The sequence below is a fragment of the Paenibacillus sp. J31P190 genome, from assembly GCF_059692075.1.
The window spans coordinates 1-13,480 of sequence record NZ_JCAUAS010000003.1 but is presented as its reverse complement, the minus strand read 5'-3'; the positions used below and the strand labels follow the sequence as shown (position 1 = coordinate 13,480).

Below are 13,480 nucleotides of genomic sequence, written 5' to 3'. Positions count from 1 at the left end.
TTTACTTCTATCCTGCATTTCTTACGAAAATACACAGGAAATGAAATAAAGAGCCTATTCATTATCGGCTAAGTGAGGCTACACTTGGAACCAGAAGCCAGGAAAACAATAGCTTGGTTTTAACCAGCAGCAAACTGTTGACAATTAAAAGGGAGGCAAGAACGATGAAGAAAAAATTGAAACAAGTAGGCTCCATTATACTGATTTCCGCACTCACGATTTCGGTTGCGGCTTGCAGCAATCAAAACGGGGGGGAGAAGTCATCAGCGTCACCGCAGTCAAACAAAGAATCACAACCGCCGAAACTGACGAATCTGACCTACTGGGTAGCTAACAACTCTGCAGCTTCATCACAAATGAAAACCTACGCCGATATGGGAATGTACAAAGAGCTTGAAAAAATAACCGGCGTGAAGGTCGAATTCCAGCATCCACCGCTTGAAGTCCAGCAGGCCAAAGAACAGTTCAACCTGATGCTTGCCTCCAATCAACTGCCGGACGTTCTGGAAACGGGCTGGACGACGGGCTATCCTGGCGGGCCAGAAAAAGCGATTAAAGACGCCAAAATTATTAAGCTGAACGATCTGATCGATAAGTATGCACCGAATCTGAAAAAACTGTTGGATGCACACCCAGACTGGAAAAAGCAAGTCACGACGGACGAAGGCAGCATGTACATGTTTCCGTTTATTCGTGGTGACGACAAGGTCAGAGTGTTCTTTGGACCGACGATCCGTCAAGATTGGTTAGACAAGCTCGGGCTGAAAATGCCGGCGACGATCGACGAATGGTATACCGTGTTGAAAGCGTTTAAAGAAAAAGATCCGAATGGCAACGGAAAAGCGGACGAAATCCCAATTTACCTTGATAAGGAGTTGTTCAAAGCCGATGCTCCGTTCCTTGGCGCATGGGGAATCAATTATAGCTATTATCAAGACGGTGGTAAAGTAAATTACGGCCCAATTCAGTCGGAATATAAGGAATTCCTGACAACGATGAACAAATGGTATAAGGAAGGCCTGCTTGACAAGGATTTCGCAGCTCCGAACGATAAATTGTTCGATAACAAAATGACGACGAACCTGTTAGGGGCATCCGCACAATTTAACGGAGGAGGCGTAGGCAAGTTCGGCACCCTCATGAAGGACAAAGACCCGAACTTCAAACTTGTCGCTGCTCCATATCCGGTATTGAAAGCTGGGGACAAAGCGATTTGGGGGCAAAGAGATTTTGCTGCTAACGGCGTCGGAGCCGCAATCACGACAAGCAACAAAAACCCCATTGAAACAGTCAAATGGCTCGATTACGCATACGGCGAAAAAGGAAATCTTTTATTCAACTACGGCATTGAAGGTGTTAGTTACAAGTCGGAAAATGGTAAAGCTGTATTCTTGCCAGAAGTTTTAAACCCTCCGGCTGGAGTTAGCCTCTCGCAATCGTTAGCGAAGAACACCCGGGCGGCCTGGAGCGCACCGTTCGTGCTCAGTGACAATTTCCAATTGCAATATCTCGCGCTTCCACAGCAAAAAAGTGCGTTGGAAATTTGGTCCAAACCGACAGCCGAACGCAAAATGCCGCTAGTTTCGCCAACGCAAGAAGAGAGCAGCAAATTCGCTTCGATCATGACGGATATTCAGACGTATCAAGACGAAATGCTTCTCAAGTTCATCATGGGCGTGGAGCAGATCGATAACTTTGACAAATACGTCAAGAAGATCCAGAGCATGGGTATCGAGGATGGAATCAAAATTCAACAAGCGGCTCTTGAACGCTTCAACAAGCGTTAATCGAGAGTTTGGACTGGGAGATGAAATAGCTTCATCTCCCAGATCTTATATCGTATCTAGAAAGAAAGGTAAGGAGAGACGATGACGCAAAACACCGGAAACGTTCAGGCAAGCAGAACCTCAACCCAAATTTATCGAAATCCGACCGTCTGGCAAACCATTCGTGCCGATTTGAAGCGTCATTGGGCCATTTATTTGATGGCTTTGCCAGTTATCGCCTACTATCTCATCTTCCATTATGGACCGATGTACGGTTTGCAAATTGCCTTTAAAGAGTTTTCTCCGGCGAAAGGAATTTGGGGGAGCCCATGGATTGGTTTCAAGCATTTCGAAAGCTTTTTTAACGGTATTTACTTTTGGAGATTGATAAAAAACACCATTTTGATCAATATTTACGATTTGTTGTTTGCTTTCCCAGCAGCTATTATACTGGCGCTGCTGCTTAATGAGATCCGCAGCAGTTTATTCAAACGAGTTGTACAGTCCATCTCCTATTTGCCGCACTTCGTTTCGGTCGTTATTGTGGCCGGAATGATGATGGACTTTTTAAGTCGCACAGGTCTCATTAACCAACTCATCGGCAACTTTGGCATCGAACCGATCGACTTCCTGAAAGAAGCGGGCTGGTTCCGCTTCCTATTCGTTTCGTCTGGTATATGGCAAGGCATCGGCTGGAGCTCGATCGTTTATTTGGCGGCGATCGCCACCATTGATCCGACGCTATACGAGGCTGGTCGGATGGACGGTGCTAATCGCTGGAAGCAAACGTTGCATATTACAATTCCCGGCATAATGCCGACGATCGTTATCTTGTTTATTTTACAAATGGGCAACATGCTGTCGGTTGGCAGCGAAAAGGTGCTTCTCCTGTACAATCCGCTCACGTATGAGACGGCGGATGTCATATCGACTTACGTATACCGCAAAGGGGTATTGGAGGCAAGTTACAGCTTTACGGCCGCTGTCGGGCTGTTCAACTCCGTGATCAGCTTTATTCTGATCGTGGCTGCCAACAGCTTCGTCAAGCGGATCAGCGAGAACAAGCTGTGGTAGCTACCTGTCATCTAGAAAGGCTCAGAAAGGAGGTTGGCAGATGAAGCCAACCATTGGAGAACGAACATTTGGCTACTTCAATACGCTGTTGATGCTCGGTCTCTGTGCAGTTACTTTGTACCCGTTCTTGTATGTGCTGCTCGCCTCACTCAGCGATGCGACGTCACTTTTGCAGCATCGCGGGCTGATGCTCAGGCCGGCCGGTTTTGATCTTGGTGCATACAAAGCTGTATTCGAGAACCCGATGATCATCAAAGGGTACCAGAATACGCTCATATACGTGCTGCTTGGCACGGCAATCAACCTGTTAATGACGTCTATCGGCGCCTACGTGTTGTCCAGACCGAATTTATATTTCAAAAATATGATCATGTTTTTTATCGTTATAACGATGGTGTTCCATGGCGGCTTAATTCCGAGTTACCTGCTCGTGAACGAGCTTGGGATGATGAATACGATGTGGGCGCTCCTCATTCCCGGAGCGATCAATACATTCAACATGATCATCATGCGTACCTCGTTCCAAGGTATCCCTGTCAGTTTGGAGGAATCTGCAAGAATGGACGGCGCAAACGACTGGACGATTTTATTCCGCATCATCATCCCGCTGTCGATGCCGGTGATTGCCGTCATGATTTTGTGGTATGCAGTAGGACATTGGAATTCCTACTTTAGCGCGCTGGTCTATTTACGGGATCGCGAAGCGTATCCGCTCCAGCTCGTGCTCCGTGAAATTTTGATCCAAAACAATACAGATTCCATGATGACGGGATCCATAAGTGACGACAAATATGCCATTGGTGAAACCATCAAATATGCGGCGATTATCGTCTCGACCTTACCGATACTCTGCCTATATCCGTTTTTGCAAAAGTATTTCGTCCAAGGCGCCATGATCGGGGCGATTAAGGAGTAATGGAAGGGGATCCTATTGTTTAGGGCTTAAATCCCAATAGCATACATAAACGTCTGGAAGCCTACACGGGCCGATGGCGTTTTTTGCATGGGCATTTGGGGGGACTATTATTACTTCGAAGCACTTGTAAGGGTTTATAAAAATTGGAAATTGTACTGGTGAACGAAAACGGACACATGGTCCGGGAAATTCGAAAGAATTAAATAGGAGAATGTCTAATGAAACAGCTTACAGCAATTATGATAGGTGCAGGGGCCAGAGGCGCGGCGTATGCGCAGTATGCGCTCGATTATCCTCATGAACTGAAATTTATTTCCGTGGCCGAATCGAATCCGGAACGGTTGGCCAAATTCGCAGAGCAGCACGGCATTCCGGCGGAGCGTCAATATACGTCTTGGGAGCAGATTCTCGAAGAGCCGCAGCTGGCCGATATTGCAATCATCTCTACACAGGATCGGATGCATTATGAGCCAACGTTAAAAGCGTTAAAGAACAAATATCATGTTTTGCTTGAGAAGCCGATGTCGCCGGATCCTGTGGAATGTATCCAGATGGAATTGGCCTCCAAAGAGAACGGAAGGTTGCTTACGATCTGTCACGTGCTTAGGTACACGCCGTTTTGGTCAGCAATTAAGTGGCTTCTTACAGAAGGCCGCATCGGCGAGGTCGTTTCCATTCAGCTTAACGAAAACGTCGGTTACTGGCATATGGCACATAGCTTTGTACGGGGGAATTGGAACAGCTCTGACAAGTCAAGCCCAATGATTCTAGCCAAATCGTGTCACGATTTGGATGTCTTATCTTGGCTGATGGATCAATCTTGCCTGCGCGTCAGCTCCTACGGCTCTCTGAAGCATTTCCATTCCGGCAACGCGCCAGAGGGCTCTTCGGATACTTGCATCAGCTGTGCAGTGGAAGCTACGTGCCCATATTCGGCGCCACGCTTTTACTTTGGGGAAGGGAAAGCTTGGGCGCGGCATTTTACCGAAGAGCTTACGCGGGAAAACATTGTGAAGGGCTTGAAGGAAACGGATTACGGTCGCTGTGTCTACAAGAGTGATAACAATGTAGTGGACCATCAAGTCGTCAACATGGAATTCGCGGGCGGCGCCACGGCATATTCGCGGCGAGGAAGACAAAATTACGGTGATGGATTTCCTTACTCATGAAAACATCGAGATTCAAATCCCAAAACAGACGTCAGGGCATGGGGGCGGAGACAGCAGCATTGTCCGTAGCTTCCTGAAGGCAGTACGCGACTACAATGGCAATGAGAGCCTTACATCCGCAGCCGCTTCGGTACGCAGTCATCTGATGGCGTTTGCAGCGGAACAATCCCGATTAAATAATGGCGAATCTATTAATTTAGATGCTTTCTACAAAAAGTTAGATAGTGAATGGAGAGATAACCAATGAATCCATCGATAGAAAAGAATGAAAGATCTCTTGAAGAAGTAGGCCATAGTGATTACGGCTTTGAGCGGTTGTATCACTTGCCGGAGGGGTGCTTCTCTGGGGATGGAATCACGCATGAGGACTATCGATACTTGAGGGCAGGCGAAAGTGCTTCTTTGCGCTTTTCGGGAAACGATATCGGATGGCTCCCGAGCGAAGGCCGGAGCTACAGAATAAGGCTCATCGGGGAAGTTGATCTGCCCCCAATCTGGATGACGGAACAGCACTTTCCTCCGCTTTACCGTTTGATCGACGATAGTTTGTGCGAACCTGTCACCCACCATAGCCGATTCAGTCTGGACTTGAGAGGTACAGGTGAGGATTATCCACGGGAAGCTTACACCAAAATAGTCTGGAACGAGGTCGAAGGTGAATTCCCAGAAGTAAGGAATGCCGGAGTTAAATCGTTAGGGATGTCGGTTTGGTGCAAAAAAGAACAAGTGAAGCTGTTGCCGGGTGGATCACTCGAGATGGTGGCGGAAGTGTTTTATCTAAAGGAAGGGAAGCATCCACGGGATATTTCCGAAACACCGGATGCGATTTATCGGATCGACATTGGTGCAGGCACGTGCGGTTGGGAGCAAAAAAGCGTCGTCATCCCGGTCGAAGGCAAGCTCGCCTGCTTGCTGATACACGTTACCGGAAGCCACTATTCTGGAAACGTCTGGTTGGAAGATCCATGCCTGCAAGCGGAGGGATCCCTCAATCTGCTTCCCCCGTTTGCGCCTTCCGTGCCGTTTTCCACTTCTTTTTCCTGGGTGGGACGGAACTTGTCCAAAAAAGAATGGGCGAAGTTCCGCGTGAATATCAATGGACAGACTGTATGTGAGGGAGAATGTTTTCAACGGGATTACCGCTGGCCGGTGTCCGAGTTCGATATTCCTCATGGTGTCCTTCATTCGGGGGATCATGACATGACGATCACACTTGAATCCGACTATCGGGAACCGCTTCCCTACAAGCTGAGATCGGTCGAATTCGTCAGTCGGCCCAGTGATTTCGGTATTGTGTCATGCCCGGACATCGTAACCGCCGGCGAAGCTTTTGGCGTATGGGTTCAAGCGGGGCAGCCGGGTATCAAGGTTCAAGTTTCGGTGAGCGGTGGATCGCACATCCAGCCAGAACAAAGCGAGTTTATAACGGAATGTCAAGGACTTAACGAGATCCGCTTTTTCGCGGAACGTACAGGAGGAAGAGCGACGATCGAGCTGTTTACCGAATACGGTACGTGGAGTGATACAGTGGAACGTTCCGTCGAACGAGACGACGATCATGTGCTGACCGGAACATCCGACCCCGTTTACATCGAAACGGATGCCCGCGAAATGGCATATTTCCTTACTTGGTATATGAACCAACAGATCGGCAGCATGACCACATTCCGTCCTGTCTACCGGTGGTCGGGTACGAGATCACTCAGAGAGCGGGATTGGAAGCAAACGAAGGAACTATGCGAAAAACTTGGCCTGCAATACGCCCTGATCGTCGAAAGCAGAGAGTTGTCTGGATGCGGTGTTAATCCGGACAGGAAGACGCTAGACGGTCCTAACTTTCTGGGAAGTCAAGCGCATGAACGAGATGGATTTTCCAGTTACTGGGGGGCACGTTCTGGCGCCGAACGGGAGCTGTATAGCGACTTGCTGAACAGAATGTCGCGCTTGGAAGGGAATGTCGTATTCCAAACGCCTGTGCGAACATCGCATGGCATTTACTATAATTTGGATCCGCGGGCGGCGACGGACATGGAACAGGCTGCTCAACAGTTCGTTAAGAACGTCGGGCTCGTTCCGCACTACGCGTCGAGGCACACAGGACCTTCCGTCTTGTTCAAATATTTATACCAGGCCGGGATTTCTTGGCAAGGAGCGGAACTGATGTACGGTCCGCATGAAGTTATTATTTCAGCGCTTCGAGGGGCATCTCGCGCATACGGTTGTGACAGTTTCGGCGCGCATCTGGCGGTACAATGGTCAACGACGCCACACGATACTGAACAACGTTATCAGCGGTATCGGCTTGCTTTATATTTGTGTTACATGCACGGAGTCGATCAGATTAATACGGAAGAAGGCCTTTGGAGACTGGAAGAGCGTTTTGCCGATCTGGAGAGGTTCAGCGTGGCTTGTCGCCGTCATACGGACGAACAGCGGAATTTCTACAGGTTTGTTCGCACGCATACCCGGAGGGGCAGGCTGCACGGGCCGATGGCATTTTTGCATGGACAGAATGACGGGTGGACGTGTTTTGGCCGCAGGAATGTATGGGCCCAGCAGGGGGATGAATGGGCGTTTTCCGCTCCGGAAGAAAGCTGGGATCTATTAAATGTCTTTTATCCACGGTCGGTTCTTTCACCCATTTACAGACATCCGTGCCCCTCTGAACCGGTCGGCTACTATACCGGTACACCGTATGGCATCGCGGACATCGTTCCCGTTGAGGCGGATGATCAGATACTTGGAAGCTACGCGTACATGGCCTTTCTTGGCTGGAATACGGCGGATGCGGCGCAAATCCAAAAATGGATCAGGTACGTGCGGGAAGGCGGAACGCTACTCATCGGGCTGCCGCATCTGTACGCGTCCAAAAGTCGTTCGGATGCTTTTGGAGAAGCGCCAGCTCTGGTTGATTCCCCAGACATTCAGCAATTGATTGGCGCCGAGATTACAGGCTATCAAAGCACGAAGCTGGATACAGGCGAAACGCTCGAAATCGGTAGATTAGAGACATTGACTGCCGCTGTCCTTGCGGTAAGCGCCAACGGAGACCCGTTGATTCTGGAGCATCATTTGGGAAAAGGAAAAGTTCTGTATGTGAATGCAAAGGCGTATCCTGCAGATCAGCGAATTCGGGGATGGTATGAACAGTTGTTGCATGGCTTTGGGGCGTCCGTTATTGAAAAGGAACGTGAGCGAGCCTGGATAGCCGGTAGCCCGGATATCGGGTTTACGGTTTATGATCGGGAAGACGGCTTGCGTGTGATTTACACGCTTAATATCAATTGGTGGGAAGATAGCTCTGCTCCCGTTGGAACCGCCTTGCTGTGGGGAGACCAGGAGATTGAAGTGTCCGTCAATCGGGACGAGATGCATATGATCACCTTGTCCGACAATGTGGGGATCATGACATCCGACAATGAAACGGACGTCATTGACCTGCGTGAGGACAAACAGGGGGTCGAGGTGACGATTCAGGGCAGTGGAGATACAGAACTTACGGTGTTCGTCAGACATAATGATTCAAATAGCATTCTATTTGCAGAGACCGAATCGGGAGAATCGCTGGCGATTCGATGCGAATGCTTCCCGCATACGTGGAAACTGAACATCCATCTGACTGGCTCTGAGATTATCAGACTGAGTTTGGTGTGAGAGTGGTTTACTAGAATTGCAGATTAGGTAGAATGCCGACTGTTCTGATCTGTCGGCATTTATTTACATGAGATAAAATAACACTCTGTAATAAATCAGAAGGTTTTCGTATGAACGATGAGATTCGTATTGAATATCTGAATCCGGGATACGCCATCTCTCTCGTGCATGCAGGTAAGGAAATTGTGATGGATAAACGAACCACTTGGGAAGACGCTGTAGAACTTGCTTTTTATTTAGCTAAAACTACACAACTACCAGTTAATTACCAGGGGGATTTTCAAGAAAGAAATTAATGAAATTATCTTTCCTAAAGCTAATTTCTCATATTTTATGTTGTTTCAATATTCTCTGAAAGCGAGTGACGATATGAAAATAGCAGCACAGCTCTATACAATAAGGGATTTTTTGAAAACTCCCGAGGATATCTCAATCAGTCTTAGAAAGGTTAAACAAATCGGCTATAATGCCATTCAAGTTTCAGGAATAGGTCCTATAGATAATAAGGAATTGAAAGAAATTGCAGACAGGGAGCAACTGACAATCTGTGCGACCCACATTTCATACGCGGATTTAACCGATAATTTGGATGCTGTTATTGAAAAACATAAGATTTGGGATTGCAAATATGTGGGATTAGGAGGTATGCCGCTGGTAAATCGCAGCAGCAAAGAAGGATTTGTGACTTTCGCAAAAGAAGCATCGGAAATTGGAAGAAAATTAAAGCAGGCAGGATTACAATTCTTCTATCATAACCATTCTTTTGAGTTTGCAAAATTTGGTGGGAAAAGCGGGTTGGAAATCCTCATGGAGGAGTCAGCCCCAGAAGCAGTGGAATTCTTACTTGATCTCTTCTGGGTACAATCTGGAGGAGCGGATCCGATACAATGGATAAACAAATTGAAAGGAAGAATGAAACTCGTTCACTTGAAAGATTTTGCAGTGATGAGTGATGGCGAACAGCGATTTGCCGAGATTGGTGAAGGTAATATGAATTACTCTCAAATTGTGGAGGCATGTAAACACGTTGGTGTAGAATGGGCCCCAGTTGAACAAGACGATTGTTATGGCCGAGATCCATTTGAATGCTTGGCGACCAGCTTCAATAATTTGAAGAACCTTGGAGTGGATGTTTAATTTTTAATGGTTGGATAGAGAAGGAGTGCTGCTGAATTGCCTATTCATGACACTCAACATTACATGGTATCCATAGAAGAAGTGCGAACCCTGCTGAATCACAGCATAAAAAGCAGTATACTCAGTTTGTTCTGTATTATCGGAAAGATATCTTGCAGAAAAATAATATACCGATTCCGAAAACATTGACTGAATTGGAAGCGGCGGCCAAGAAGCTGCATGACCCAGGGAAAGATTTCTACGGTATTGTCGGTCGGGGGCAAAGCAACGCCCTGGTTACCGCCGTAGCCTCGTTCGTCTTCTCCGAAGGCGGCGACATTATGAAAGGCGATAAGGCAACTGTCAACACGCCAGAAGCGATACGCGGGTTCCAGATTTACGCGAATCTGCTTAAAAACTATGGTCCCCAAGGAACGCTGAATATGAGCTGGCCTCAAGCAGCAGGGTTATTTGCACAGGGCAAAGCGGCATTTTATGCGGAAACAGCTTCCATTTACAAAAATACAACGGACCCAGAGAAGTCGCTGGTTGTCCTCAGGATTCTGTAATTGAGGTGAAGTTATTTAGGGATCTTGAGGTTATTAATGATGTTCTACAAGGGTTTGCTCAGACATTAAAGTAAACTCAAGCGCATCATAAATCAATTGGTTATTATGTTGTGTTCCAAACATCTGATAAATATAAGTTTCATTGCGAATCCTCAATTGAGGTAGCGGGAACATTTATCTATGTCTACAGTATTGATATAACCGGTTTAGGTGGGCAGAAGTCTTATTAACAGATTTACTTTTGGTGAAAGAAATAGGTCCTACTTTTGCATTTGAATTATTTTCAAGAAAAGCAAGCATAAATTCGATTGCTGATCTAAAAGAGATTTATGGAATTGGTTTGAAAAGAATCGAATCCTTAGAAAAATATTTAATATTTAGTTAACAAGATATAAAGCAGTAATATTAAACTCGAAGTGAGTTATTTCTCTGTTATGTTTGAAAGGTATATGAATATTTATGCATATAATGCATGTGTACAAATTTCTATTACAAATAATTTTGAAACAAGGCTCTATCGGGATACAGCAGAAGGCAAATTGCTATTAATTATGAAACAAAACAAACGGAGCGCCGCGGGTTTGCGGGCTCCGTTTTATAATTATTTATGAAACATCACAGTTTTTTTTGTTTTTTTTGTTTGTTTTGTTGTTCTCTCTTTTCAATTCTTTTTTATTGTGTGTGTTGTCATAATTTTCGAGGAAATTTCAGAATTAGTGAGGATAGATTCTTAAAAATGTTGAGAAATCTATAATAATGAATTAACATACAGGAAGTAGTTTATCCAAGTCTTCAAAAGTAGTTATTAAACCAATTACGAGACAAGTGGAGTGCTATTCACTCTAAGTTTGGAACGGAAATAAAGGGAAGTAACGGTGGAAGCCCTTCTCATGAAGGGCTTTTGTTTTGATGTGAACACTCAGGAAGGCAAATCAACCAACAAATTTCTAATTCAATCGTTAGTACTAGTAAGGCCATTTTACTTCATAGGAGCGTCTGAAGGACCATGATAAAGAAAGAACTCGCACATATTCGCAAACAGCTTAAGTTGGATCACGACATGCTTGAAATTTTCAACATTCTTAACGTCTATATCATGAAGGAAAGCAACGAGATCTATCATTGCGAGCGTCAGTCGTTCGCCCTATTGGACAGGGAGAAGCAGGAACTATATATGGCCAATTTCAAAAAACTGCTGACCGGTGAATTGGATCAGAAGATGTTCGAGTTAAAGTTTCAGGAGGAAGCGGAGACGCCTTCACAGGTGCTTCTCCATCAAGGTCTAGTGACCGGTAATCCGGAAGAATGGCAAGATCTGATGCTCCTGTTGGTGGAGAAAATGTTGGCGGATACCAAATATGAACGGGATACGGTCATTACTTTCGTCCACGGACAATATTTTAAGCCGACCAAGATCAGGAATGAAGAAGCTGAGGAGAGCGAAAAGGACGAGATGTTCGCGAATCCGTTCATTCTGTGCAGTGTGAATTCCACTGAGCAACAGCGGAAAACCCTCATGTTTGATTACGTCGAGCGGGAATTCAAGTATAATGTCTTCGTAGATCCGATCATTAAATTGAACTCGCCGGAGCAAGGTTTTTTCTACCCAAGTGTGACGGACAACTATTCCGACATGAATCGCATTCTGTATTGCACGGGTAAAGCCAACGAACCGAATTTGCACTTCATCGAGCAAGTTTTGAATGCCGAGAAGACCGTGACGGCGCAAGAAGAGAGAGCCATTTTTGAGGAAATTGTGAAAGAAGTGGCGGGAGATCAGCTCGACGCTTCAACGATCGCTCACGTGTATGAGGAAATTCATCGGGTTATTGAGACTAACGAGGAGGAGGAACCTCCGAAGTTGGACTATAAAGATGTGGAACGCATGCTAACGGTGAGCGGTGTGGAGAACGTAACGATGGAAAAGGTGGAACGAGCGTTTCAAACGGTCGTCGACAACAAAAACTATGAAATCAAAGCGAGCAGCGTCATTCCGAAATTCACTTCGAAATCGATTAAGATTGATACGAAGATCGCCACGATTTCAGTCAGTCCGCAAGATTTAAAGTACGTGAAACAGGTAAATTATCAAGGAAAACGATGTATCTTGATCGAGGTCGACGAAGACGCCGTAATCGAAGGATTTACGCTCAGTACGGAGACGTTGTAGAGTAGGGAAAACGTTCACGCAGACGGCGCAATTGGATTATCGTTCTCAGAAGCAAAGATAGTCGATATCGGCAGCTTGTTCAACTAATGCAGAACGCTTGCTCAATAAAATACCAAAACAGGCTACCGCAGATTTATTCTCGGTAGCCTGTTCCGCTCCCTCAGCATAGTTAAATATTACACCTTCACAAACGAACGTATATTCGGTATCATAGAAATGGGTTATTATTCCAAGATGAAATGGAGATTCCAATATGATTAGCTTGGGTAAAAGTACGATTCTTCGGTATAAAGAATTTACAGAGTGGACAGATACCTTACATGATGTACACGGGAGCATTTGGTTACAACCTATCGCTGAAAGAAAAGCATCAATAGGAGAAATTATTTCGCATCTTAAAAATTGGGATACTTACCTCATATCGACGATTATACCAGCGATTAAAAATGGTGAAGGAATGGTATTTCCGGATTTCGATTCATTTAACAAAATAGCTTATGAATATGCCAGATCGGGAATTTCTAAAGATCGCCTGCTCGATGAATTTAAGCTAACCCGCCTTCAACTGGTTGAAATACTGTTAGCCGATTCAGACGTTGTTTCTAAACATGTTACCGTGAACGGAGTAGAAACTTGCCCGCACACCGGCACACCCTATTCCTTGCTTTACATCATTCACGAATTTAACGATCACGACAACCATCATAAAAATCAAATTCTAACGGTAATATAATTCTATCCGTTAACGGGGAACGATAGTGTGGAGCTGCCGCAATGAAGTGACCCCCAAAAGTTAGACAGTATATAGTTAGACTGCCTTTAGCGCATGAGTTCGGTACTGTACCGGGCTCATGCCTTTTAGTTTTGCCTTTATTCGTTTATGGTTGTAATAGTGGATATATTGATCAAGTTCTACTTTGAATTGCTCAATGCTCTCAAATTCTTCTATATATAAAAACTCGGATTTTAGGATCCCAAAGAAATTCTCCATAACAGCATTGTCGTAACAGTTCGCTTTACGTGACATGCTCTGTGTTATGCCTTGT

Annotated in this window: 10 protein-coding genes and 1 pseudogene; 10 read left to right on the top strand and 1 reads right to left on the bottom strand. The window is 45.7% G+C overall.

All coding sequences use genetic code 11. The features are described from left to right. Window positions 1-164: 164 nt before the first annotated feature. From AC58U0_RS07115 to AC58U0_RS07070, 10 genes and pseudogenes are all read left to right on the top strand, one after another. Window positions 165-1,787 (top strand): type 2 periplasmic-binding domain-containing protein, encoded by a 1,623-nt coding sequence (locus AC58U0_RS07115; protein ID WP_497378283.1) that lies wholly within the window; start codon window positions 165-167, stop codon window positions 1,785-1,787. Between the two features lie 81 nt (window positions 1,788-1,868). Beyond that, entirely contained in the window at window positions 1,869-2,840 is a 972-nt protein-coding gene (locus AC58U0_RS07110; RefSeq protein WP_497378282.1) for an ABC transporter permease, read from the top strand. 40 nt (window positions 2,841-2,880) lie between these two features. Beyond that, the gene (locus AC58U0_RS07105) at window positions 2,881-3,756 is read left to right on the top strand and encodes a carbohydrate ABC transporter permease (RefSeq protein ID WP_497378281.1); all 876 of its coding nucleotides are present in this window, start codon (window positions 2,881-2,883) and stop codon (window positions 3,754-3,756) included. 218 nt (window positions 3,757-3,974) lie between these two features. Next, window positions 3,975-5,172 (top strand): annotated as a pseudogene (locus AC58U0_RS07100) (Gfo/Idh/MocA family protein). Further along, on the top strand, window positions 5,169-8,579 hold the full coding sequence (locus AC58U0_RS07095) for a type 1 glutamine amidotransferase family protein (protein ID WP_497378279.1): 3,411 nt from the start codon (window positions 5,169-5,171) through the stop codon (window positions 8,577-8,579). The pseudogene AC58U0_RS07100 and the gene AC58U0_RS07095 overlap by 4 nt, the downstream one beginning before the upstream one ends. A 110-nt stretch (window positions 8,580-8,689) precedes the next feature. Beyond that, entirely contained in the window at window positions 8,690-8,875 is a 186-nt protein-coding gene (locus tag AC58U0_RS07090) for a hypothetical protein (protein WP_497378278.1), read from the top strand. Window positions 8,876-8,948: 73 nt separating this feature from the next. Next, on the top strand, window positions 8,949-9,716 hold the full coding sequence (locus AC58U0_RS07085; protein WP_497378277.1) for a sugar phosphate isomerase/epimerase family protein: 768 nt from the start codon (window positions 8,949-8,951) through the stop codon (window positions 9,714-9,716). 68 nt (window positions 9,717-9,784) lie between these two features. Beyond that, window positions 9,785-10,264, top strand: a complete 480-nt coding sequence (locus AC58U0_RS07080) for an ABC transporter substrate-binding protein (RefSeq protein ID WP_497378834.1) — start codon at window positions 9,785-9,787, stop codon at window positions 10,262-10,264. A 1,006-nt stretch (window positions 10,265-11,270) separates the two neighbouring features. Beyond that, window positions 11,271-12,434, top strand: coding sequence for a DUF4317 domain-containing protein (locus AC58U0_RS07075; RefSeq protein ID WP_497378276.1), 1,164 nt, complete (start codon window positions 11,271-11,273; stop codon window positions 12,432-12,434). A gap of 253 nt (window positions 12,435-12,687) precedes the next feature. After that, window positions 12,688-13,167, top strand: a complete 480-nt coding sequence (locus AC58U0_RS07070) for a DinB family protein (RefSeq protein ID WP_497378275.1) — start codon at window positions 12,688-12,690, stop codon at window positions 13,165-13,167. A gap of 75 nt (window positions 13,168-13,242) precedes the next feature. On the opposite strand, the gene AC58U0_RS07065 is transcribed toward AC58U0_RS07070, so the two are convergent. Continuing rightward, a partial coding sequence (locus AC58U0_RS07065) for a transposase (RefSeq protein WP_497378274.1) occupies window positions 13,243-13,480 on the bottom strand: 238 nt, incomplete at its 5' end.